Origin of the sequence: Pseudomonas sp. FP597, assembly GCF_030687435.1 — a bacterium.
Classification (GTDB): domain Bacteria; phylum Pseudomonadota; class Gammaproteobacteria; order Pseudomonadales; family Pseudomonadaceae; genus Aquipseudomonas; species Aquipseudomonas lactucae.
The window spans coordinates 5,556,245-5,579,444 of sequence record NZ_CP117432.1; the positions used below are offsets into that span (position 1 = coordinate 5,556,245).

The 23,200-nt window shown below is 52.9% G+C and carries 18 protein-coding genes and 4 pseudogenes; 12 read left to right on the plus strand and 10 right to left on the minus strand.

The genetic code is table 11. The features are described 5' to 3' along the window. Positions 1 to 126 precede the first annotated feature (126 nt). The 4 genes from PSH66_RS25460 to PSH66_RS25475 are packed head-to-tail and all read left to right on the plus strand — an operon-like array spanning position 127 to position 5,610. Entirely contained in the window at positions 127 to 1,392 is a 1,266-nt protein-coding gene (locus PSH66_RS25460; protein ID WP_305427858.1) for a site-specific integrase, read from the plus strand. Further along, positions 1,389 to 2,975, plus strand: coding sequence for a tyrosine-type recombinase/integrase (locus tag PSH66_RS25465; protein WP_305427859.1), 1,587 nt, complete (start codon positions 1,389 to 1,391; stop codon positions 2,973 to 2,975). Before PSH66_RS25460 ends, PSH66_RS25465 begins: the two co-directional genes overlap by 4 nt. After that, positions 2,972 to 5,209, plus strand: a complete 2,238-nt coding sequence (locus PSH66_RS25470) for a hypothetical protein (RefSeq protein ID WP_305427860.1) — start codon at positions 2,972 to 2,974, stop codon at positions 5,207 to 5,209. The genes PSH66_RS25465 and PSH66_RS25470 overlap by 4 nt, the downstream gene beginning before the upstream one ends. 2 nt (positions 5,210 to 5,211) lie before the next feature. Next, complete coding sequence (locus PSH66_RS25475; RefSeq protein ID WP_305427861.1) at positions 5,212 to 5,610, plus strand: hypothetical protein; 399 nt, start codon at positions 5,212 to 5,214, stop codon at positions 5,608 to 5,610. A 154-nt stretch (positions 5,611 to 5,764) separates the two neighbouring features. On the opposite strand, the gene PSH66_RS25480 is transcribed toward PSH66_RS25475, so the two are convergent. Both PSH66_RS25480 and PSH66_RS25485 read right to left on the minus strand, forming a co-directional pair. After that, on the minus strand, positions 5,765 to 6,070 hold the full coding sequence (locus PSH66_RS25480) for a hypothetical protein (RefSeq protein ID WP_305427862.1): 306 nt from the start codon (positions 6,068 to 6,070) through the stop codon (positions 5,765 to 5,767). A 105-nt stretch (positions 6,071 to 6,175) separates the two neighbouring features. Further along, positions 6,176 to 6,622 carry a hypothetical protein gene (locus PSH66_RS25485; protein WP_305427863.1) on the minus strand — a complete coding sequence of 149 codons (447 nt, stop codon included), beginning with the start codon at positions 6,620 to 6,622 and terminating at the stop codon, positions 6,176 to 6,178. 423 nt (positions 6,623 to 7,045) lie between these two features. Between PSH66_RS25485 and PSH66_RS25490 the strand changes: the two are divergent. After that, positions 7,046 to 7,177, plus strand: a pseudogene (locus PSH66_RS25490) (GrlR family regulatory protein); the annotation flags it as partial. An 86-nt stretch (positions 7,178 to 7,263) separates the two neighbouring features. Here the strand turns inward: PSH66_RS25490 and PSH66_RS25495 are convergent. Continuing rightward, positions 7,264 to 7,717 (minus strand): annotated as a pseudogene (locus PSH66_RS25495) (IS21 family transposase); the annotation flags it as partial. A gap of 16 nt (positions 7,718 to 7,733) precedes the next feature. Continuing rightward, entirely contained in the window at positions 7,734 to 8,186 is a 453-nt protein-coding gene (locus PSH66_RS25500; protein ID WP_305427864.1) for a hypothetical protein, read from the minus strand. A gap of 84 nt (positions 8,187 to 8,270) precedes the next feature. Between PSH66_RS25500 and PSH66_RS25505 the strand changes: the two genes are divergently transcribed. The 3 genes and pseudogenes from PSH66_RS25505 to PSH66_RS25510 all read left to right on the plus strand — a co-directional run. After that, on the plus strand, positions 8,271 to 8,558 hold the full coding sequence (locus PSH66_RS25505) for a helix-turn-helix domain-containing protein (RefSeq protein ID WP_305427865.1): 288 nt from the start codon (positions 8,271 to 8,273) through the stop codon (positions 8,556 to 8,558). Between the two features lie 320 nt (positions 8,559 to 8,878). Continuing rightward, on the plus strand, positions 8,879 to 9,145 hold the full coding sequence (locus tag PSH66_RS30280) for an antitoxin Xre/MbcA/ParS toxin-binding domain-containing protein (RefSeq protein ID WP_370694818.1): 267 nt from the start codon (positions 8,879 to 8,881) through the stop codon (positions 9,143 to 9,145). 97 nt (positions 9,146 to 9,242) lie between these two features. After that, a pseudogene (locus PSH66_RS25510) lies at positions 9,243 to 9,776 on the plus strand (DUF6088 family protein); the annotation flags it as partial. A gap of 137 nt (positions 9,777 to 9,913) precedes the next feature. Here the strand turns inward: PSH66_RS25510 and istB are convergent. From istB to PSH66_RS25540, 6 genes are all read right to left on the minus strand, one after another. Beyond that, positions 9,914 to 10,669: an IS21-like element ISPsy14 family helper ATPase IstB gene (gene istB / locus PSH66_RS25515; protein WP_305427866.1), complete on the minus strand. Its 756-nt coding sequence runs from the start codon at positions 10,667 to 10,669 to the stop codon at positions 9,914 to 9,916. A 19-nt stretch (positions 10,670 to 10,688) separates the two neighbouring features. Beyond that, entirely contained in the window at positions 10,689 to 12,203 is a 1,515-nt protein-coding gene (gene istA, locus PSH66_RS25520) for an IS21 family transposase (RefSeq protein ID WP_305427867.1), read from the minus strand. A gap of 1,040 nt (positions 12,204 to 13,243) precedes the next feature. Further along, entirely contained in the window at positions 13,244 to 14,227 is a 984-nt protein-coding gene (locus PSH66_RS25525) for a hypothetical protein (protein ID WP_305427868.1), read from the minus strand. 474 nt (positions 14,228 to 14,701) lie between these two features. Next, positions 14,702 to 15,433, minus strand: coding sequence for a hypothetical protein (locus PSH66_RS25530; RefSeq protein WP_305427869.1), 732 nt, complete (start codon positions 15,431 to 15,433; stop codon positions 14,702 to 14,704). 121 nt (positions 15,434 to 15,554) lie between these two features. After that, positions 15,555 to 16,151: a GNAT family N-acetyltransferase gene (locus tag PSH66_RS25535; protein ID WP_305427870.1), complete on the minus strand. Its 597-nt coding sequence runs from the start codon at positions 16,149 to 16,151 to the stop codon at positions 15,555 to 15,557. Between the two features lie 302 nt (positions 16,152 to 16,453). Next, positions 16,454 to 16,786, minus strand: a complete 333-nt coding sequence (locus PSH66_RS25540) for a hypothetical protein (RefSeq protein WP_305427871.1) — start codon at positions 16,784 to 16,786, stop codon at positions 16,454 to 16,456. A gap of 127 nt (positions 16,787 to 16,913) precedes the next feature. On the opposite strand from PSH66_RS25540, the gene PSH66_RS25545 reads away from it, so the two are divergent. The 4 genes and pseudogenes from PSH66_RS25545 to PSH66_RS25560 all read left to right on the plus strand — a co-directional run bounded on the left by PSH66_RS25545 (position 16,914) and on the right by PSH66_RS25560 (position 23,161). Next, complete coding sequence (locus tag PSH66_RS25545; RefSeq protein ID WP_305427872.1) at positions 16,914 to 18,179, plus strand: abortive infection family protein; 1,266 nt, start codon at positions 16,914 to 16,916, stop codon at positions 18,177 to 18,179. Positions 18,180 to 18,377: 198 nt separating this feature from the next. Continuing rightward, a complete protein-coding gene (locus tag PSH66_RS25550; protein ID WP_305427873.1) occupies positions 18,378 to 19,379 on the plus strand; it encodes a hypothetical protein in 1,002 nt (333 codons plus the stop codon). 195 nt (positions 19,380 to 19,574) lie between these two features. Beyond that, entirely contained in the window at positions 19,575 to 21,713 is a 2,139-nt protein-coding gene (locus tag PSH66_RS25555) for a hypothetical protein (RefSeq protein ID WP_305427874.1), read from the plus strand. 699 nt (positions 21,714 to 22,412) lie between these two features. Then, positions 22,413 to 23,161 (plus strand): annotated as a pseudogene (locus PSH66_RS25560) (substrate-binding periplasmic protein). Positions 23,162 to 23,200 lie beyond the last annotated feature (39 nt).

Here is a 23,200-nt window from a genome sequence, read left to right on the forward strand (position 1 = left end):
TTTTTTCAGTGCGTTAAGGGTAACGGTAGACGCCTAAACTCTGGAACGTAAAACGTTAGGTTTTGCGCCGACCATCCGATACCCCTGACCATTCTTAGAAAAAGTTATGTTTTATGAGGGAAAAAAATGGGTTTCCAGATCATAGAGCAGGTGGTGAATGCTGCTCGAAGAAAGCTGCTGGTGCAAGACTGCATCCCTGCGTACTACCCCAATCTGTACATAACCATGGAGCATTCAGGCAGAGCCCTCGACACGACCAAGAAGTACCTTGAGCATCTGGCTGTGTTTGAGGAGTTTCTCGCTTACTCCTCTATTGATCTGATTCCTCGCATCGAACAGCGCCCTCACAGCCGGTACCTGACAGACAGTGAGCTTTCCAGGTTTGTGTCGGACGCGGGGTTCAGCAAGGAAACCTTGGCCATGAAGTATGCGGGGATCCGCTTGCATCCGACCGCCTACAAATCCGTTGGCAAAGTCCATGCGCGGCAGCGAATCGAGGCGGTACGCGACTACCTGGCCTTCATCTATGACAAGTTGGGTGATCACTCAACACGATATGAGGCGGTTGACGATCTGAAGAAGCGCATCAACCGCAAGGTCAAAGCGGCCAGCCCTGCGTGGAAAAAAACGCGAACGGACGAAATGAAGGGGCTTACTGCCCAGGAGCGAAAGCGGTTGCTGGAAATCATGCATCCGAATAGCGCCGAGAATCCCTTTTCAGATGACGCCATCAGGCTGCGTAACTACATCATTTTGCTGTTGGGTCTCGATATGGGGCTGCGGCGCTCCGAGATGCTGCTGATCAAGACCAAAGATATTCACTGGCACAGTCGTCAACTGGCGGTGGTCAACCTGGAGGATGAGAGCATCGATCCACGAACCACGGCCCCGCAATTCAAAACCCACGAGCGCATGCTGGTGATGACCGATGACCTGTATGTCGCGATCACTGAGTACGAATCGAAATATCGCCACAGAAAGGCCCGTAGCGGCACATCGCAAGCAAGGAAGCATCCGTTTTTTCTGGTGGCGCACAAGCGAAATGAGGGCGGGCCTCTGACCATCAAGGCAGTGGATGGCGTTCTGTCGAGGATTCGAGTAATAGCGCCGGAACTGGATCATGTCCACCCGCATATTCTCAGGCATGACGCGGTCTACACCATGCTGGAAAGCATGCGTGAGGAACTGGCAGCGCTCACGCCGGAGGATCGTACCACGCAAGTTCAAAAGACTCTGACATGGATGTTCGGCTGGAGTCCCGAGTCGAACATGCCCGGCCTCTACGGCGCAAAGTTCTGGAAGGAGGAGGCAGACAAAGCGATACAGAAACGGGCCGAGCGGTTAACGTCCAGCCGTCAGCTGGCCGGCACGACACCAGGAGGTTCAGCGTGAACATCGCCGTCGAAGCACTTCAGGCCCCCACGAAGGACAGCCTCGATGCATGGCTGAGCACGCCTCGCCTGGCGAAATGTGGGGAGGTGTTCACACCGTCTCACCCCATGTGGAAACCCGATAAATCGGCCAGAAACCCAGTCAACTGGAAAGCGGCCCTTGCCTGCGTCTCGCCGGATTGGCAACCCTGGTTGCACGCCGCCCTTGCCTATCGAATGGCTGATCATGCAACGAGCTCGGTTGCTAAAGTCGCCAGTGTGTTGTCGCGGGCTGCTCAGGCCGGTCTCGACCCGCTCAACTACGATCACCTGATCGCTCTGCGGGAGCGTTTTAACGTGAGCGAGTTCAGTCAGCTCGCCGCTTTCATGGCATTTTGGAGCGCCTGCGAATCCCTCGAACAACGTCCGCCGCAATCCCTGATCGAGGCCTACCAGGCACTGCCCAGAAAAAAGAGATCCAGCCACGATGTGATCCTCAGCCTGGACCCCGAACAGGGCCCGCTCACCCAAGTGGAGCAGGACGCGCTGCACCAATGGATACATGAGCAGTTCTGTCAGGGTCAGCTAGACCCCGAGCAATACCTGTATCTGCGTCTGTTGATGATTTACGGGCAGCGTGGCGCTCAGGTGCGCATGATGGTTTTTGGTGATTTCACGAAGAGCGATCAGGGCTGCAAGGTCAGGTTTCATTGGGCAAAGCAAAAGGACGGCGAGGCGGGTTGGCGAGCAAAGTCCGAAACCTTCAGTCTGGATGAGGACATGTACAACACCGTGCAGGCCTACAAGGCCATGGTTCTGGCGCAACTCTGGCAAACCTATCCAGTCCGCGCCGACTGGGATGCAGCCATTGAGAATTTGCCGCTCTTTCGTCGGAAGCTGGATAATGAAGCAAAACTTCCGGATCGGGTGAATCCCCCCGTTTTACTCGATAGCCCCCTGCAAAAAGCGCTCGAAGAGGCGGCGCAGCCAATATTTCATGTTGGAGCAGGCACGGTTCAGGCATGGCTTGATCGCATCGAGCGGATGGAGGGCTTTCCGATTTCGCCTCGCACTCATCAGCCGCTGAAAGTGACGCGGGGGCACCGGTTCAGGCACACCCTCGGCACGGACCTGTCCAATGCCGGGCTGGATGAGTGGACGATGGCCAGCGCATTGATGCACAACAATACTCGGACAGTGCGAAAGTACCGCCAGGTGTCGCCGGAGCTGCTGGCCTTGATCGACGCGAAGATGAGCGACCATCTGGCCTTGGTTGTGAATGCGTTCACCGGGATGATCGTCACGGATCGCACCTCAGCAAAAAACGGGGACCGAGCGGATCGACAAATCGAGGATCTGGCAGTGTGCGGTGCCACTGCCGCCTGCCATCTCGATACGCCCTTTACCTGTTACGCATGCGGAAAATTCCAACCCCTTCTGTACGCCAATCACCGCGCGGTCCTTGAGCGATTGGAACGTCGGCGAGCGCAAACCATTGCCACGGATAAAACGACCGGCGTGCTCTGGGATCGGGCCATTCTGGCATGCCGCAAGGTGATTCTGGATTGTGAGGCCACGCTCCAATCAGGGAGGAAAGGCGAATGACCGATGCGTTTGATTCTGAACCGACGAACAACATTGTTGATTTCAAGTCCAGGAGCCAACTGGCTGCGGAGGCTCAGCTCTCGGCGTTTATCGAATGGGCAAAACAAACCCTGCCCAAAGGCATTCCCAGTCGCGTGCACTCGAGTATTTGCTGGGAGGACGGCAGTTGGCACAAGCATGGCGTCCAAAGCTGTAGCTTCACAGCGTTGGGATCGACCAACGCAGCCCCAAGGGCGATACAGGCACCCTTCACGGAGTTCGCCAAGGCCATCATGGTGTACCGACGGGTGTATTTGCAGAAAAAGATAATTAGAGACTGGCTGAGTGCCCTGAGGGTGCTGGAAGCCGCGTTGGTCGAGCTGACCGGCACGCGGGATGTGACGCAGGTGTCCGCCGTTGTCTGCAATAGAGCGTGCGAGCACCTGAGTCGTCACTGGGCAAAAGGCAACAACGCATACGCTAGCAGCAAGGCGCTTGAGGCCCTCATCACCCTAATGCAGGCCAAAAAACTGCTCAAGACCGATTTTCGGTGGACCTCTCCGCTGACGTTGAAGCCGCGTGGCACGCTCAAGCAGCAAAAAGCGGATCGGGAACAGAAACTGCCCAACCCCGAAGCGATCAAAGCGCTCGGGGAAGTGTTCACTAACGAATTGACCCGCCCTCTGGATATCATTGTGACAACCGCCTGTGCGCTGTTGCTGAGCGCCCCGAGTCGCGTGGGTGAGTTGGCGGATGTTGAATTGGATTGTCGCGTGTTCAAAGAGGATACCCACGGCAACCGGCGCATGTTCCTGCGCTGGTACTCGGAAAAGACAAACCAGGTCACGCTGAAGCCAGTCATCAAGCCCGAGATGGAGCCGGTCGTCGAGCGGGTCATCACCTTACTGAAACCGATCACCGATGAGGCGCGGGCTTACGCCGCCTGGCTGGAAGAGCATCCCGATGAGTTTCCGCCCCATGAAGGGCTGCCACTGAAGGGGCCCGATGAACCGCTCACCTATGCCGAAGCCTGTGCCGCGCTGAAACTCAGTGTTCATGAGAACCACAACCCGCGAAGTACATTCCAAAGGGGTTTACTAAAACCCATGGAGCAGAAAAAAGCACTCAGCCCCGCCGCCCGAGTCCTCTTGGCCGAGATTCGCGATGGTTTTGATGCCAGTAAAGGGACGCGGATATACGTGAAGGACAAGCCAGGAGTCCAGGGTGTTGAGTTTGACGATCGGTGTGTGATCACGCTGCGCACGCTCAATGTGCTGCTACGTGAGAAGTATCTCCCAAAGGATTTTCCCTACACCACGCCGTACACGGAGGGCAAGGCGCGGGTGAAGTTTCGTGATGCCTTGTTCACCGTGCGCACGGGAGCGCTGGCTGAAGACGCAGGTGGCACTGCTGTGACGCACGGGTTTGGCGTAGAGATCGCAGCGAACCCTAACCGAATGAAGGCACAATTAGGCAGTACGAACACTGCGGCAAGGAAAAGTCTGTTCGAGCGCCATGGCTACCCCGGTGTCAAGGTCAACACGCATGCGTTTCGACACGAATTGAACACGCGGATGCAACAGGCCGGTCTGTCGCAGCTTCTGATTGACGCCTTCTCCGGGCGCACAACGATGGGATCGGTTTACAACCACGAGACCATCGAGGAGCGCACCCAACGAGTTGCGGCTTACCACCCCAAAACGAAGAACAGCACCGCTGCTCAGCGTTTGGACAAGGTAAAAACCAATCAGCCTCTGAATCTTGCTGATGTAAGGGAACTGCGCGAGGGTGAGCAGGACCGCATTATCCATCAAACCCATGTCGGCGTCTGTGTGCACAACTTTGCGTCCGAGCCCTGCCCGAAAATGGGTGCCTGTTTGGAATGCGGGCGGCTTGGCTGCGTCAAGGGGGATGACGTGAAGCTGGCCAACCTCAAGGAAGAACGCGACGACCTTAAACGCCGTTTCGATAAAGTCCTGGATGCGCAGTCTCGGGGTGTGTTTGGGGCGCCGGAGTCGGCCAAAAAACTGGGTGAGAAGCTCTTTAAGTGCGAGGCGCTCATCCAAATGCTGGAAAACCCGGAGCTCGAAAACGGTGCCATTGTGTGGAACGCCGATAACGGTTGGACGCTGAACAAGAACGCCGCCGCTATGTCGAGACTGATCGAGGTCAAAGTAATTGAAGAGAACCAGGTGCAAAAGGCGTTGCCATCGTTGGATGACGTCTTGGCTTTGCTAGATGAGATCGAGGGCTAACGATGGGGCATTTAACGCCAAAGGATGAGAAACGCATCATTAAGCTAATTGAGGAATGGTCGGACCCGAAGTTAACCTGGCCTTTGCTCGTTGAGGCCTGCAAAGAAAAACTGGGTATCAGTCGTGTTCGCCAGTCCCTGATGAATCTACCTGCCGTGGATTTAGCGATGAAGAATTCCAAGGCGGCATTGAAGGCTAAGAAGCTAAAGCCGGGCTGGATTGCCGATATTCAAGCAGCCAACGAGCGCATTGAGGAACTGACAGCTACCAATCAGAAGCTGTTAGCTGCTGTTCGAGATATGCATAGCCGGTTTTTGATCTGGCAAGCCAATGCGGATATGCATGGGCTGACGCAGTCGATGTTGGAGCGGCCGGTTTCACAGCTTAAAAAGAAGAGATGATTGCGCAATTGTGCGTACTTGCGTAATTGCAGTCACTTGAACACTCGTTTGCATTCGGCTTGACCACTTGTTTGCATTCCACGTGACCACCCGTTTGCATCGACTTGACCAGGCGCTCGCGTGGGGCGCAGCTTTCCCGTGGCGCCCCCGGTAATCAGCGTTCTGGCTGATAGAGGAAATCCATGTCTTCTGCCCGGAAATTCCACTTTTCCGCAGCTTCTCGGGCAGCTCCGGCGTTGAGAAACACCTCGTTGGCTGGAGGAAAGAGGCTCGCATAGTGATGAGCGAAATGCCCGATCAACATCAGGATCACCTGCAGATTTCCCGACCTAAGCATGTACTGATCAGCGAGGTGGATCGCTTGACCACTCTGCATTGCACCGATGAAATCGCTGTGTGCATGGCCGCTGAGGAAAGGGTAGTAGGAGGTGAAGTAGGTTTTATGTAGCCCTGCGTCCACGGCCAGATCGTTCCAATGCCACCCTACATCCCAGCTTCCTTTGCGGAGGCGATCTTGCTGTGGGGCTGTGTAACGTTGGTAGTGCGACGAGCCATGAATAGCTGGTCACAGTGCTGCTGCGTCCGACTCAGCTTTCTCGCGGGCCTCCCGCGCATCGTCAGTGGTCGCAGCCATCTTGCTTCGCTTCTTCCAGCCGCAGTACTCCCAAACGTTATGTCGGAACGCTCGTAATGACTCATCACTGCCGCTGAGAAGCCAGGTCATCACCAGGTAGTTTTCGAGCGCAGAGCGCGTCAGCACTGCCATTGATGAATGATCGATGAAGCTGTAAGGCGGGATGGTCTCGTTACGAAATGGCGAGGGCTCTAAAAGCGTACGCACCGAGCACATGTGCCGAAAAAGCTTCTTGGCCAAATCATGCTGACTGAACATCCATGTCGGGTTGTCGGCTGTGGGGTCGTATTTCTCTGCCTGGGCTGTGATCATCTCTGCCATCAGTCCAATCAAGACTTCGAACTCCCTCTCCAGCTCTTCCGCTCGATGGTACCGCATACGCGTTTCCCTGAAATGCTGCAAAGCATGAGTTTAGGTTAGACATGATCTACCGAGAAACCCAATCGGCGAGATTGCTAAAGGCTAGGGTCATTCACTCAGGGCGGCTAAAAATGCGTCTTCATTCGGTGTCATGCCTGAGCCGGCATACACGCTAATAAACAACTGGGTGCTACCGGTACGCGATAGGCGTGCTTGGGCATCTTTCGTTGTGCAATCGTCCAGAGTTTCTTCGTGAGTCATGTGGTGGAGCGTCGGACCAGCCCAATTTCAGAAAACACTACCGCGTACCGCAACGAATTTTCTTGACGTCATAGATTTGGCTTTATCTTTTTATCCCTTCACAAAAAGTTACAGCCTGCCAAGTACACTAAAGCTGTCCTGGGCTACGCTTTGATCTCCAGTCAATTGAGGTCGTGGCATATGACAAGTGGGATTTTTCATGTGGAGTTTCGCGCGAGCACAGGTGATTTCGGTGACGGGCTCGTAGTTGTGAAGGATGGCGCGGTGAATGGAGGCGATCCTCATTACCTCTATCAAGGGGAGGTCCCAACCCACTCTGGTGAGTTCGAGTCGCGGTTTACCGTTCGAAAATACCGTGACGGTAATGCAAATGTCGTAGGCATCGACAACTACACCCGGCCCTGGCTGGGATGGGTTACTAACCAAAACACGCGACTGGCGCACAGCTTCATATGCGAGACCTGGATGCGGCGGGACAGGCCGCCGATCAGCATACCTTCTTCGATCTAGTCGAATTGAAAGGCCTCGCCGAGTGCAAAGGTCGGCGGTACGAAGGCCCCTAAAGACTTACCTTGCTCGCCGCGCCACGCACGTATGAAGGCGGTGAGCTGGCTGTAAGCCGCCGTAGTCCCCCTCGGCCTTGATCTGTTCGAAAAGTGCTTTGGCACTTCTGCGGTTGTGCTTTGCCCGAAACGAATCGGCCATGAGCACCTGCTCCAGAGTCTCGTGAAATGGACTGAGCTTGTTGAAGGTTGCGCACCGTTGGTACGCCGGCTGAGTGGCTTCGGGTGCTCTGACCCATTTACGAATGGTGTTTCTCGACAGCCCGGTACGCTTGGCTATCAATCGCAATACTGCATTGGTTAACTCATATACTCACCCGCAAATCGCGCTCAGCCAAAAAAATAATTTCTTTAACCTTGAGGTTTTCTTGCTGAGGCGAGTGATGAATGCTGTAACAAGCCCCACTTACAACCTTATAGATATAGCCCTCTTCCGTTCCTGAAGAGTCTTCAGCAATGCTCACTTCCTGGAGCGGTTCCATCACCCAGTCGTTCCCGCCCCTCATGTGACCAGGGAACATCAGGTGTGCCTGCGCGAACCATGAACGATCATCAAGCTCCGACAGTATTTGTTTAAGGATTGGTACCGTAGGGATCATCAGCATGCTGCCCACGATGTCGTCACCATAATCGCGCACAAGCTCCACGTAAAACCATGGGTGGTGGAGCTCCAGCTCAATGAATTTCCAGTGATGGCTGCCAGGCTCGCCAAAAATGCCGGCAGGGCTGAGTTCGGCATGTCTATAGGTCTTGAACATCGAAAAATCCTCAAAATATTAACAATAGTTAATGGATGTATTACGTTCAAGACGGCTTCATCATTCCTTTTGTAGGAATGAAAAATGGAGCTGAAACAGGCATTTGGCAAGTCAATGAGGCTGCTGAGAAAATCCCGCAACCTCAGCCAAGAAAATTTCGGCGGCCACGTTAGCCAAACCTACCTTAGTCAACTGGAAGCCGGAGGAAAGGGCCCTACCCTCGAAATGGTGCACGGGCTTGCCTCTATCATGAATGTTCATCCTCTGACGATCTTGACCCAGTGCTACCTTTTTATGGACAAGGATGCCACTCTAGATTCAATCATTGAGCGCGTTCGTGAGGAGCTAAGCGTGACGCCATCGGATCGATGAGGATGGGCGGCTGCACTATTCAGCATGGACTGAGATGTCCGATCAAATGCAACCATAGTATGCGCTGTCTGAACCAGCGGCTGAGTTAATCCTGGGCGCTACCTCGAGGAACGGGAGAGGCAATGAAGGGGCGGCGGAAGGTAAAGACAGAGAACCGGCGTATAAAGTCGGAAAATGAAGGCGGCGCCCGAAAGCTTTTACGAGCGCGGGAACAGACGCAAGGAGGGTTCCTCGACATAGCAGCACAAGCCGGCAAAGGAATGGAGCCCGTTGGCCGACTTGCCGGTTAAGAGATAGGTTTTCATCTTTGAGGTGTGCAAATGAACAATCCTCAGATACTAGCTCTGTGCCCAAGCTCGCCGCTGGGGTGCTGGAGCATCACCCACCGATGTTTAGAGAAAAGGTGCGAGCACATCTTGCATCTCGCAACGCGAGTGCTTGGCAGTCGAGCGCTTGCCAGGCAATGGCTATGCAAACCAGCGATCGGGCTAAGATATCAAGTGCCTTGCAACATTTTGATAACTCGATCGGGCTACCAGCAAGTGGTTACACTTCTAGGGCGAATTGAATACGGTGTCTACGTTTAACGCCGTTAGGTTCTATGCCACAGGATCGGTCCACTACTTGTCAGTCATAGGATTAGCTGTGTCTGTCACAGAGTCTATCTCGAAACGTATCAAGCGAATGCCCAAGGGAAGCCCCTTTGTTCACACGGTATTTGAGCAAGCGGGCTCCCGCTCCGCTGTTAACAAAGCTCTGTCTCGGATGGTGCTCAGGGGCACCTTGGAGCGCGTTTTCCGGGGCGTTTACATGCGTCCCAAGTTCAGCCAATACACGGGTAAACGGGTTCGAGCCAACCCCATTTCTGTGTTGGGAGCGGTTGCAAGAGCAAGAAGCGAGACTATCCAGATCCATGGTGTAGAAGCTGTTCGCCGACTGGGTCTAAGCGTTCAAATGCAGGTTTTGCCTACTTTCTACACCAGCGGATCGACACGAGAAATCAGAATCGGTAACGCTGTTGTCCGGCTGCGCCATGCGTCACAGCAACGACTCCAACAAGCTGGAACGCGAATAGGGACGGCCTTGACTGCTTTTTTGTATCTCGGGAAAAACGAGGTGAATGAGGAGGTCATTAGGAAGATTACCAACTCGCTCAGGGATGAAGAGCTCAACAAGCTCATGGAATGCAAAATGCCTAAGTGGCTGCGCTCAGCACTAGCCGACTGTGTGCGGATTCCACGACACTTGGACACTCAGCCCACGATCATTTGGACACTCGTTCCACGCTCACTTGGACATCTGATCCACGTCCACTTGGACAGGCAGTCGGAGCGCAGCGACGCAGGTTTGCATTGTTAGTCTGAAGTCTCTGTCGCCGTCAATTTCGTTGCGCGCCTGCGCATCGATTCGCCCTTCAGTTCGATCCGATAAGCGTTATGCACCAGCCGGTCGAGGATCGCGTCGCCCAAGGTCGGATCGCCGATCAGTGCATGCCATTTGTCCACCGGCATCTGGCTGGTCACCAGCGTCGAGCGGTTGCCGTAGCGGTCGTCCAGTAGTTCGAGCATGTCGCGCCGTTGCGCTGCGGTAAACGGCGCCAGGCCCCAGTCGTCCAGGATCAGCAAGTCGGTCTTGGCATAACTCGCCATCAGTTTCGCGAAGCGCCCATCGCCGTGGGCCAGGCCCAGTTCTTCCATCAAGCGCGGCAGCCGCAGATAGCGCACGCTGTAACCGTCGCGGCAGGCTTTGTGGGCCAGCGCGCAGGCGAGCCAAGTTTTGCCTACGCCGGTTGGGCCGCCGATGATCAGGTTCAGGCCGTCGCGCAGCCACTGACCGCTGCCCAGTTGCAGGATCAGCGCCTTGTCCAGGCCGCGCGGGCTGCGGTAGTCGATGTCTTCCAGGCAGGCGTTATGGCGCAGTCGTGCGGCTTTGAGGCGAGTCGTCAGGCGGGCGTCTTCGCGCTCGCTCAGCTCGCGGTCGACCATCAGGCCGAGGCGTTCGTCGAAGCTGAGATCGTTGATGTCGGGCGTTGCGTGTTGTTCGCCAAGCGCCTTGATCATGCCGTGCAGGCGTAGGATTTGCAGCTTGTCGAGGGTCGGGTTAGGCAGCATGTTCGTGCTCCTTTTTCAGTCAGTGGTAGTAGCCCGGGCCGCGCAGGTTGATGTGCTCGTCGGGCAGTAGCGGCAGGTTTTGCTGGGCCAGCGGCAGGCGTTCCAGCCCCTGGCGCAGGATCGATTCCAGGCTCTTGTAACTGCATGCGCCCAGTGCCAGCGCACGCTGGCACGCGGCTTCCAGCCGCGCTTCGCCGTGCTGTTTGCTCAGGCGCAGGATGCCTAGACAGGCTCGGAAGCCGTGCTGCGGATGGATTCGGCGTTCGAGGATGTAGGCGATAACGCCAGCCGTGTTCGGCCCGGTTTGCTCTGCCCAGCGGATCAGCCGTTGCGGTGTCCACTCGGCGTGTTCGCGGTGACTTTTGGGCATGTGCTCGGTGTGGGTAGTGTGGCGGCCTTTGTGCGGCGAGCGCAGGTGGCTGGCTACACGCTGGTTGGCGTGGAAGCACTCGACGGTCTGGGCCGTGAGCCGCACTTCGAGTTGGTGCTTCACCAGTTGGTATGGCACCGAGTAGAAGTGACCGTCGACCTCGACGTGGTAGTCGATATGGACGCGTACCTTTTTCCATTCGGCGTAGACGTAGGGATGTTCCGGCAATGCTTGCAGTACCGGCTGGTCAAGGGTTTCGAAGGCCGAACGGCGTGAGCCGGGCAGCTTTTTGAAGGGCTTTTGGTTGAGGCGATCCAGCAGCAGTCCGATGGCAGTGTTGAGTTCACCCAGCGAAAAGAACTGCCGATTGCGCAGCACCGCCAGGATCCAGCGCTCGACCACTTGAACACCGACTTCGACCTTGGCTTTGTCCTTGGGTTTTCGTGAGCGAGCAGGCAATACGGCGACGCCGTAGTGCTCGGCCAGATCGCGGTAGCTGGGGTTGATATCGGGCTCGTAACGGTGCGCCTTGGTCACGCCACTGCGCAGATTGTCGGGCACCAGGATTTGTGCGGTGCCGCCGAAAAAAGCAAAACAGCGGACGTGTGAGCCCAGCCAGTCGGGCAGTTTCTGCGACCAGGTCGCCTCGGCGAAGGTGTAGCTGGAGGCGCCGAGGACGGCGACGAATATCTGGGCCTGGCGGATATCTCCGGTTCGCCGGTCGATGATCGGCACGGTCTGTCCAGCGTAATCGACGAACAGCTTTTCGCCGGCACGGTGTTCCTGGCGCATGACCACGTCGACCTTGGCGGCCCAAAGGCGGTAGTGCTCGCAGAACCAGCTGTATTGAAAGCCTTGCGGATGAGCGAGTCGGTACTCTTGCCAGAGCAGAGCCAGAGTCACGCCGGGGCGGCGCAGCTCGGCATGCGCCCGAGCCCAATCAGGCATCGGCCTTTGATCGCTGGGAACTGTTGGTGCTGGCGGAAACAGGCATCGCTCCAGCTCGGCGTCCGACAATGATGTCGGCCAAGTCAGCCCGCAAGCGTTGAAACGGTGCAGGTAATTGCCGGCACTGCCGCTGCTGATGCGCAAGCTGGCGGCGATCTTGCGCACGGACAGGCCGGCGTCGAACTTTAGGCGCAGTACCTCTCGGATTTTACGCATGGATATACGCTCCACGACGACCTCTTCGCTTCGATAAAAGAGGCCGATGGTAGTGAATAGTCCTGCGTTGTCGCCTGCCTGAGCGTGGGTCGGATCAGTGAGAAATCACTGTCCAAGTGCTCGTGGAATCAGTGTCCAAGTGGCCGTGGAATGAGTGTCCAAGTCAGCGTGGAATCGCTGTCCAAGTGTTCGTGGAATGGGTGTCCAAATGCGCGTGGAATACGCAGACTGTGCTGGAAATGCGCGCAAAAGATAGCGGGAATAGGTAAGTGAATGGCCGCCTTCGGCCAAAAGCGGACGTAACGTGAACCCTTCTGTGCTAGTCAATTTGGGACCTAGGAGCTCTTTACTTCTTACGATAGGCGTGACTAAGACCGCTTTCAGCTGCGGCCGGATTAGTAGAGAGAGATGTAAGCAGGGGAAGTATTGACTCACAGGAAAGGGCACGGATCGCGTTTCGGAGTCACAATGGTGGTCCGACGTATCGCCCGAGTTACGCCCACCCGCAGTACTAGAAGATTCTGGGCGCAGATTTTTGGATCCTGGGGGCTTTGGCAATGCGCTGGTAGAGGCCGTCGTAGATTATGACCTCGTCGAACTCCTTCCCTTAGGAGTTATGTATCGTCATTAGGTGGGTGCCACGCCACTCCTCTGAGCTGCAGCGAAATACTTCTGCATCATGCACTCCGGACTACCTCTTCAGCACCTATGTACTCTCCCTGGGCGCGCCACACTCCCAAATTGGTTAAACGGGTCGTTAGGGCGCGAGGGAACTAGGGACTTTTCCTGGCGTTTAAAGATTGACGTTTCTACGCATAGGACGCTTGTAGTGAACTCCAACATCGAATTACGCAGAGCGATTGAGTGTGGTTTTTTACCACTTAGCTTGGTGCCTGAAAGCTGAGAGCAGATGTGCACCAGATCCTCTCCTAAGGCGCGTGCTTAATCACGGTTGACGCTAGTTTTCCTTGCCAGATCGGATAGAACTGGGCTTCCAGTTTAGTGATGCTGTTTCCTAGCTCAGGTCATCCTACGGTTCGTCACTGCTGAATACGTAATCCGGTTGCATCGTGTTTGCGCTTCAGAGCGACATCAATATCCGCAATGAACCGTTCGGGCGTCATCACCAGAGTTTCCCCCGTCAAGCGGTGCACAGCGACTACAGTTTCCGCACGAACGGCTTGATTGCTGGTGAGTTGAACTGCACGTACCAAATTGGATGGCTCGGAAAAGTCGCTCAGCATTTTGGACAGGGCTCCGAGCTCTCGCTCCATGTTCGTGATAGCAGCCACGTTATTGAAAGTGGCCTCTGCGTGATCGATTTCAGCGTTAGTCAGGTGTTCTTTGGCAGGGATGAGTTCGAGCTGTTTACGGTAGTCTGATATCTGCCCAGCGTACGTTTGATAGTCCAGTTCAAGCCATGCTCCCAACCCGGTAAGCTTGCCGTAGGAACTCGGGTACCAGGTTCTCTCGACAACTTTCTTTCCATTATCGGTACCTGTCTTGGTTATCTGATATTCCCAGACCACTTCCGGCCTATTCGTCTTCCAGCGGTCGATTAATTTATGCCAAATCTGCCGGGGTAGTGCGTTGTGCAACTCAGTGATCCGCGCTTGCAAATCCCTATGTTGCATGTGAAGGGCTTTGCCCTGCTCTACGTAGGATTGCCGCTTCTTGAGTAGGGATTCCACCTTACGGCGGCGGATTGATTGCCGCTGGTTCATATCAAGCTGCTTGAAGCCTGCTTTGACCGATGCGTCATCCAAGCTGAGGTACTTGTGAGCGCAGCAATGGCCGATCAGAACCACGGAACCATCGGTACAACCGACTACGTAACCTTTTTGGTGCTGCTGAGCACATCGTTTACCAAGCTTTTCATACTGGCAGCTTGCTTCAGGTTGATAGAGTTTATAAGGCCACACCCCATGGCTGAAATTCTCTTTCTTAAGCAGCAGGCCTAGGGCGATTTCGAAATGACTTTGGATGTCAGCGAGGGTCTTGAGTTCTATGAAGTCGGTAGGCATCAATTGCTCCAATCTGGTTAAAACGGGAGAAGATGGGTCGCGCAGGTGGTCTGTATGTATAAACAGTATAGGGTGCACGGCTGTTCGATGGAAGGCTTCGTGCCATCACTTCATATTGGGGTAGGGGTCTGGGTGCGACGGCGTCTGACCACGCGCAAGGCTAGAACGGTCAGCCTACAGTATGGGGTTAGCCTTCCCCGGCCGGAGGTCGTGGCGATTTGGCTGCGACAGTTCGACTCTAAGGGGCAGTAACGGTTTGCTCATCTATGGATCTTTTTGCGGAATGAAAGTGAATTGCGCTGATCAAATTTCGCCGTGTCATCCTTGCTACTGCGCTCGCAGGAAACGTAAAAAACGGCAACCATGGCTGAATCCAACTTTTGCCTGCAAACGAAGGCTATCCCGTACTCATTAGAAACGGCCAAGGGGCTACGGCACTGCTTGGTAGGTGCGCAGCAGCCCGAACTGGATGTTTCAGCGCTTGTGCTTTTTAGCTTTTTTCTTACGCTGCTCTAGCTTTTTATCAAATACAATTTTATTCCACTGCTCTGCCATTTCGCCAGCCTGCCTATAAACGCCTTTGCTCATCTTAATACTTTCAAATAGTCCAAGTATCGTAGGAGAGATCTCCATTCTCTGCTTTGTAAGAATGAAAACCATCTGGTGCGAAAACACACAAAGACATAGGGCGGTCAGTAAGAGTGTTATCTGAATCCACAGGGATTCTGCAGGCGCGAATGCACCGGAGTTAATCTTTATCAGGTAATAGTTAAATACGCCAATGATGAAAAGCTGAAGCCCAATCAGGCAGCGCGTTATGGCCTTAGGTAGTCGGGCGCCGACGATCTTTCTTTTTTGCAACGCAAAGCTGTCGTACACGCTTAACAATAAAAATGGGAAGCCCGCAAAAGCTATGTCAATACTTGACAGGCTGTAGTCCGCCGAAGAGATGTTTATAATGAATGTAAGTGATAGTCCGCTAAGTAGTGCTATACAGAAATCTTTATTCAGCTCACCATAAAACTCCCTAAAATAGGGAGAACTTCGCCCGGTCAAAGCTTGAATACAGTCATAGGTGTATAGCGTGCCGAGAATCCATGAGACGGATATTGCTGACAGCAGAAAAAAATGCCACCAGGAATGGTATTGAAAACTCAGTTGCCACAAAGTCGATGCAGCAGTGACGAAAAACAGAATGTATTTCATTAGGTTCACCAATCTCTCATTGGCACGACTGTTACGTTTGGCGGCTCTCTGAAACCTGCTTTGATCAGGAGTTCATGCAACGCATGGTGCAGCGCCTTTTTCCAGGCTGGCTTAGGTTAGTTCATGCGCAAGCCAAGAGCGCCTTTACGTCGTCATCGTTGAGTATGAACACACCTGCCGCCGCACTTGATCCTGGTGTGCCCATAACAACCAGGTCAGCGTACATCCCTTGAGTCAGTGCAAATCCTTGCTGCTTCCCAGGAACAGCGAATGCGCCTTTTTGCTCAAGCCCTGCATTCTCGTAGAAATCTACTAGGTCATAGCCGCACAACAGGTTTGTATCGCGCGCATCTTCGATCAGCGCATTGAGGATTTGTGATCCAATACCGTGGCCGCGAAAATCTGGGAAAACAAAGATTTTGTGGCAATAGCGTGGAACGTTTGGGTCTGGATGAGCGAACAGCAACGCATAGCCGTAGAGGCAGTCATTTTCATGGCTCATGGCGACCCTCAGCTGCCCTGCTCGGTAGCACTCGTCAAAAATATCCACTACATGCTTAATGGCCTTTCGGGTTGCCTCTTCTGAAAAGAAAAGAAACTGCATGGCTAGAGTGGGCTGAGCGAGCAGATCCTGAAGCACGCCCTTGGCTTCGTTTTCCAATATTTGGGGGAGAAAGGTGTCGATCAGTTGTTGATCAGAAAGAGTTGTGTCTAGCACGGATAAGCGTTCCTGCTTTGACTGGATAGCCTGCTTGTATTCGCATGGACGATTCCAGTGGTCCTAGGGTAGAGCGCCGAGCGTACCTGTCACTGTGAGGGTTTGTCACCCGACAAATCATCCAAAATTTTGGGGCTTGGATTGCTCACGGCAACCTTGCTTGTGTACTTAAAGTTGAAACTAGGAATGCCTGGTCATTAAGGGTTTAGATGGCCTGAGAGCGCTGATAGTTAGCCGGTAGTGAGGCAATTTTTTCTAGGTCTGACAACCTGATCAACACCACCAAATACGAGTCAGGGTTATCACTGGTTAATTTCGGCTATGACCCTTCCTCTGGCAGGGGAACGGCCCATGCAAACCATGATCCTTTTTTCAAGTGACACCCCGGTCGACAGCTCGATCCATGTCTGGCCGATGACTCTAGGGCCCGGCGGTAGATAAGCCGCCGGTGTTCTGGAATATAAGTCAAAGCCGTGTCGTTTCTGGATGCGCCAGTTTTGGGTTTCCTCCATAACCGGATGCGTGCGGATAAGAGCATTGCCTGCGAACTCACGTGGTCGCCCCCCAGGCACAATCAACGTCGCGCCGGAAGCCTTACTGCGCGGGCTGGCGTTGGATTTGAAAGTTAAAGGCATGCGAATGCCCTTTGGTTCGCTGGGCATGGCCCGGGTTTAGCTTTTTCACCAATATGTCTAGTTTTTGATGGCAGATGGCCTGTCCTACTAGCTACGATGACTCTCAGTTATCTGGATTGGGGGTCGTATGGAGCAAACCGAAATTGAGCCGCTTTTGGCAACGATATACGCGGTTCTCCGCGCAGAGGGTGCTGATGAGGCGGCGGAGGTAGTCCGCGGTCATCCTGCGAATGCGGAACTGACAGGCAACGACAACTGGAATGGCGGAACCAACTATTGGGAAATTCGCTTCATCATTCCTGCTTTGGAGTACGCCAAGCTCGGGGTCAAGCGGGTCCAACTCCAGGAAAGGATCACAACCGCGTTGAGGACGGTAACTGAGCACCAGCAAAGCGACGCGTACTCGGCGCTGATCGTGCCTGCACGGGAGTATCAAATGGATTGGCGTTCAGGGAAGTCTTCCAACCTACCGAAGTCGGTGCGGCAGAACATCACGGATGGCCTACGTCTAGAGAACGTGAAGTGGTATGGGGAGCTCAATGATGTTGAGTTTCTGAGTCGGCTGTATGAGCTTGAAACCCTTCCCTCCACGGACAGTCGCTACAAAGACGCCGTCGGCGACATTTGGCAACATCGCTATAACAACGATGACTGGGACGATGACTGGGTCTTCAGCGACTCCCGATTCAGCCTCTTCGATGGGAGTGCTGAGGCGTTTCTCCGGTTTCTCTGCGAAACGGTGCATCCCGTAGTTCGCCCCCAGCGAGAACAAGCGATTAAGCTCGTTGAGCATTTCAACGATCAACTCCAGAACGCCGGATGGGAGTTGTATCAGGAGCAGCAAATTGCCGGCCGCCCGCGCTTTTCCTACCGGTTGATAAACAGCGCTTCCACAGAAGTGAATGCAACCAGGTCGGTCATGCGAGCGAGAGTTGTTGTCGAGGCGCTGAGCGCCGGATGGATGGCGAAGCAAATTGAACGTCTGGAATATGCCGTCGATTTAGACCCCGAATTGGCGATCGGGACAGCCAAAGAACTGGTGGAAAGCTGCTGCAAGTCCATTCTCACGAAACGAGAAATTCCGTTCACCAAGGCCGATGACCTGGGCAATCTGACAAAGAAGGTTACCAAAGCATTGCAGCTGGTTCCCGACGGAGTCAGTGAAGCAGCTAAGGGCGCTGAAAATATCAAGAATATCCTCCGCAACCTCACTCAGTTGACCAGCAATCTCACGCAGCTGAGAGGTTTGTATGGTACCGGCCATGGCAAGGACGGCCAACATCGCGGGCTGCAGCCTAGGCATGCTCGGCTTGCGGTTGCCGCAGCAGTGGCATTTATCGATTTCGTATCGGAAACGCATCGATACCGAGAAGCTTCCGAGCCGCAGAGCTAAAGAGCTTGGCAGATCAGTTGTTTGATAGACCCGATGACATAGCGTCAACCGGCTCGCCTGCAGGCAGACGCTTCTAGATACACCTATCAACAAGCTGCGGGTTAGCGCTCGCTGTGGCCGAGAAAACTTAACGCAGTGTCCGAAATTAGTCGACCACTACACACTCTCCATTTCCACAAAACTAGAAATCGCAAAAAGATGACCCAGAAAATCGAAAAGCATATTGAGTCTATCGCCGATGAACTGCGGGGTGGCGAGTTGGATTTGTCGCAGAATCAAAAGACCTTGAAATTCTACGTAAGGGAGATCCACAGACAATTATCTGGGTGGCTGGCTAAACAAGGCTTCGCAGAAGACCAGCGCCGTTACGAGTTGAGTTGGGCGCTTAGTGTTGTGGGACTCATCGGAGTAATTCTTGCAGTCACTCGTTCGGCAGATAGCGACTCAGATTGGATACGAGAGCATACCGTGGCATTTCGCCTGTGGGCCGTCGTTTTTTGTACGATTTTTATATGTGTGTCACTTGAACGCTCAGCTGTTTTTCGATCTTTGTTCAGTTTCGCAAGTACCAAATTTCTTGTCTCAGTAATTCTGTCCGGCGTAGTTGTGTACTCGCGTGGAAAAGCTGCGGGGTATGTCAACGGCGTCTTCCATGTCGACGCCTCTGCTTTCCCCATTACCATGGCGTTCACGACTGGGCTGTTGGTAATTAAGCTTGTTTTGCCGTTTGTTTTATTCACTGCCCTAGTGCTATCGATTGTCCATATTTTCGTCAGTGCAGGTTGGGTAAAAGGCAAGCTGAACGGCGAGGCCGATTATTTTCCGCCACTCTCTTCCGTGCTTTCCGTCTTCGTTTCGGGCGTTATTCTTTACTTTGGTTGGGGGTGGTCGCATGATCAAATTGCCGACTCCAGAGTGCCTGAGAAGGTTTACTTGATGGCTCACGCGCTGGACTTCAATTATTCACACGAGTGCAGCAACGTCGTTCTCAACACACCAGTGGTGTTTTTAGGCTCCACTCAAGAAGCGGTGTTAGTTGCGCCGTATAAGTTGAGAGCTTTCGACTTTGCTGATTTTTTTGAAAAGACAGCCGAGGTACCAATCGGGTTCATGCGAGTGCGGTGTGAATATAAACCCGTACCTACCACCGACGAACAGTACCAAGACTGGATATTTGGCGATAGCGCTTTGGTAAATTGAACCGCTTCTGGCTTTAATCAATTTTCCAACAACAAATTGCGAGACGCGAGACTCTTTAGGAATCCTTAGAGGTAGCATGGGCTGAATGAGATAACTATATCGGGGTGTCTTCAAGGTAATGTTAAATATCATTGCGCTGACATGGAGAAAATTGACGTAAATTTTATTTAAAAGCAACGGAGGCGCGCGGGCGTTTTGTTGCTCTTGGCTGTTTTTGATAAGAAGGATTATATGGTCGCAATAACTTACATAGTTGTCTTGCCTGTCGCTGAAGATATGAGCTTCTTTCAAGGCTGGCATAGAGAGGTCATGGAGGGGGAAGTCCAAGATCTCCTGGTCGCGGCTACAGTAGGACCATTTGATACTGCTGAAATATTTATGAATCAGCAAAGTCTTATAGGCTACAGAAAAGTAGCAAGTGGGCGCCGAGTTCGTGTCATTGGCGGAAAGTTAGTCTGTTCAATTCCATCGTTGGTCGAAACACATGTGGCGATAGTACTATATCCAGAAAGATTTGCTGATGAAATATCAAGGCTGGCTTTTCCTGGTGGGATTGTCACTGTCTTGGCAACTACAGGGAATGCCCGAGGTGCTATAAATCTTGCGATCCTAAAAAATAGATTTTCGACTCAAATCTTTGACTACGAAATCTACAAGGGCTTAAGGCGCATGCGAGCTTCTCTTGGAATAAAAGAAAAGTTGCCAAAACTTCGGAGTGCATACAGCGATAGTATCGACCTGGTGTATCATGGCGCTGGAACAACCGTAGCCAACGAACTTCTTCTTGCTTCACTCGGTTATAGCATCCCTGATACTAAGTATATTCAGCCTCTTAATATTGAGAGCTATTATAATGCCATCGCCAATGGTGTTGAGTCCGTACTTAATACCTTGAAATCCGGTGATAAAAATGGCGTGATTTTGTATTCTCCCGCTATTGTGAATGAACTATATAATACTAATTCTCATCGCTGGAATCAGCTGTTTAGGGAGATCAAAAGGGTTTCGCATCGTAACTTCATTAAAAATGCATTGATTAGAAATCCCGGTTACTCAGGTTGGCTTGCGCCGGAGGGGCATACTATAGATGATCATCCTCACAATGATCCTATGGCAGCATACTTGCTGGAAGAAAGGCAAAAAGAGTTAAAGGTCACAAATCATACCATTGGTTTGCTTGCAAGCTCTCTAGGGATACCCGCTATTCGTCTTCCTAACTCCGTGAACCTGCAGATATCCAAACTGAAGGAAATAGATATTATTCATGCAGGGAAAGAGATCTCTGGCAATAGGAGGCTCAAAGTAAAGTTCAAGGAGCTAGTTGGCGAATTAAACTCTGCATATAGTGAGCGGTTTCGCCATGTGTTACAAAACAGCGTGAGTGAATGTATAATTTGCAGTGATGTCCCTTTGGAATGGACTACCTTAGAAGATCTGCCACTCATGATTAGTCATGAAGTATGTCGAGTTCCCGTGACGCCGGGCAACATGTTATTACAGCTTTGTGCTCTGGGCGGAAGTTATGATCTTCCAGTGACAAACGTGCGCGATGTTTTGGTCGTCCGGTCGTTTGGGCAATCAGATAAGCTGAAGGGGCTTCTCCAAGATGCAGTTCAATCGTATCCGCTATCCGAAAATATTTCGGTTAAGTTTGTAGATGTGACTAGCATTGCTGAGGTTATTGCGGCACTGAATGAGTTTTCCGGGGGGATGGTCATATTCGATTGCCACGGAGATCACGAGGGCACTACTGGGACGGGCTGGTTAGCTATTGGAAGCGAAAAACTCAATAGTTGGTCTTTGCACTCGGTGGCGAGGATCCCACCTATTGTGGCGCTGAGCGCATGTTCGACCTCCTCGGTAGGAGGTTCGTATGTTTCTGTTGCAAATGGATTTTTGAGGTGCGGTGCCTTAAGTGTATTGGGTACTTACTTGCCGGTTGATGGTCGACACTCATCAGTTTTAATGGCTAGGATCTTATTTATGGTCGATAGGTTCTTGACCGAGTTGCAAGAAAAAGGCTGTCAAGCGATTAGTTGGCGATTGTTTGTCTCGCATTTCTTTCGCATGTCCTACGCAACAGATGTTTTGATGTATTTTGAGGATAAAAACTATCTATCGTCGGAGCAGTTTTTGTGTATTCATGCCGATATAAATAAATTGATTAATGATTTTCATTGTGACTGGTATAGTTCTCTTATAGGTAGAGTTGCTGCGATCTCTGGGCTTTCCTCGGAAAGTTTGAAAAGTGAAGTTCGTGATGATCTACCTTTAACTGAAACAATGCTTTATTGCCACCTAGGTCGGCCAGACCTGTTGAATATTGTTTTTTAGTGGTTGATGAGTTGCGCTCTCAGTAATGTGTTGCCGATGCTAGACAATCGGCAGCAGTTTGTCTATTTTGAGCTCTAATGTGTACTAAAAAATTAGAGTACTATCTTCTGCACCCACTTCAGAGATATCACGGGGGCTGCCTATTTAAAGAGGTAGTATCCAAAGATCGAGGCGTCGACGAACTATGAGCACTCAGAATAGTACAGGTATTTTTCGCCCGAATTCGTCAACTCGGTGACCAACACCACTAAATACGAAGTCAGGACAGTCATTAGTCAATTCCGACCTTGACCCTTCCCCTGGCCGGAGAATCGGCCATGTTTACCATGTTCCTTTTTCCAGGTGACATTCCGGACGACAGTCCTACCCACGTCTGGTTGATGACTATTGGTCTCGTTGCCTACTTCATCCCTCGTTGATGATGCACGGCCCGGCGGCTTGCCAGCCGCCGGTGCTGTTAAATGTATACAAAAGCCTTGTCGTCCCAGGGTGCGACAGGTTTAATTCTCTAGCGCATAATCCTGGACCTGCGTATCTATCGATTGCGACAGTTTTGCGCATTCTCTAAAGGACGCTGAAAGCCGCGAAGTCCGTGGACCGGTTGCGACAGTTTTAATTCTTTAAATTCATCTATACTAATATTGCCCTTTTTTAAACAGATCCAACCTTGATCACCGCACAGTCCAGCAGGCAGAACACGTGAAACATTCGACACTTACTGCCGCGCTGCTCTGCCTATCACTTATCACTCCGCTCAGGGCCGAACAGTATCAGGTCGTTACTGAAGAGTGGGCGCCGTACAACTACCAGGAGAAAGATCAGCTCACCGGCATGGCCACCGAGATCGTTCGAGGCATAATGACGCTGACTGGGGATGATTTTGAGGTGGTGCTGCTGCCTAGTATGCGAAGCGCCCGTGCATTGATGACCCGACCCAAGACCATCATGTATTCACTATTCCGTACGGCAGAGCGCGAACCGTTGTACAAGTGGGTAGGACCGATCGTGGAAGAGTCCATTCACCCCTATCAGTTAGCCAATGCGCAGCAGCCCGTGAATACCTTGGAGCAGCTACTGCGCGCGCCAAAAATTACGACGAGACATGCCGGCGTGATACCCGAGACTCTGCAGTCGCGGGGCTTTAACAACCTCAAAAAAATTGCAACCCAGAGCCTACAGCTCATCGCATGCTGCTAGCCGGGCGCACCGAGATCATCATAGGCGACTCCGATGCGGGAGTGGCTTACTACAGCCGCCAGTTGAACATCGCCCCCGGCACGCTGCGGAAGGTTCCCGTCGAGCTCTATCGCTCATCTCTGTACATCGCCTTCAGCCGCGACTGTGAGGACGAACTGGTAGCCTCTTGGTCCCACGCCCTGGCGCAGCTGCGTCACTCGGGCGAGCTGGAGCGCATACAGGGTCGATACAACCAAGCCATTGCCCAATGAAGGCGCGGAACCAACGCAAGCCCGCTTCGCACTTATCCA

Bases quoted from the DNA above. Each gene is read 5' to 3' on its own strand.
- PSH66_RS25545 (WP_305427872.1), top strand. From the start codon at position 16,914: ATGGAGCAAACCGAAATTGAGCCGCTTTTGGCAACGATATACGCGGTT.
- PSH66_RS25475 (WP_305427861.1), top strand. From the start codon at position 5,212: ATGGGGCATTTAACGCCAAAGGATGAGAAACGCATCATTAAGCTAATT.
- PSH66_RS25550 (WP_305427873.1), top strand. From the start codon at position 18,378: ATGACCCAGAAAATCGAAAAGCATATTGAGTCTATCGCCGATGAACTG.
- PSH66_RS25460 (WP_305427858.1), top strand. From the start codon at position 127: ATGGGTTTCCAGATCATAGAGCAGGTGGTGAATGCTGCTCGAAGAAAG.
- PSH66_RS25485 (WP_305427863.1), bottom strand. From the start codon at position 6,622: ATGCGGTACCATCGAGCGGAAGAGCTGGAGAGGGAGTTCGAAGTCTTG.
- istA (WP_305427867.1), bottom strand. From the start codon at position 12,203: ATGCGTAAAATCCGAGAGGTACTGCGCCTAAAGTTCGACGCCGGCCTG.
- istB (WP_305427866.1), bottom strand. From the start codon at position 10,669: ATGCTGCCTAACCCGACCCTCGACAAGCTGCAAATCCTACGCCTGCAC.
- PSH66_RS25540 (WP_305427871.1), bottom strand. From the start codon at position 16,786: ATGCCTTTAACTTTCAAATCCAACGCCAGCCCGCGCAGTAAGGCTTCC.
- PSH66_RS25500 (WP_305427864.1), bottom strand. From the start codon at position 8,186: ATGTTCAAGACCTATAGACATGCCGAACTCAGCCCTGCCGGCATTTTT.
- PSH66_RS25470 (WP_305427860.1), top strand. From the start codon at position 2,972: ATGACCGATGCGTTTGATTCTGAACCGACGAACAACATTGTTGATTTC.
- PSH66_RS30280 (WP_370694818.1), top strand. From the start codon at position 8,879: ATGAACAATCCTCAGATACTAGCTCTGTGCCCAAGCTCGCCGCTGGGG.
- PSH66_RS25525 (WP_305427868.1), bottom strand. From the start codon at position 14,227: ATGCCTACCGACTTCATAGAACTCAAGACCCTCGCTGACATCCAAAGT.
- PSH66_RS25530 (WP_305427869.1), bottom strand. From the start codon at position 15,433: ATGAAATACATTCTGTTTTTCGTCACTGCTGCATCGACTTTGTGGCAA.
- PSH66_RS25505 (WP_305427865.1), top strand. From the start codon at position 8,271: ATGGAGCTGAAACAGGCATTTGGCAAGTCAATGAGGCTGCTGAGAAAA.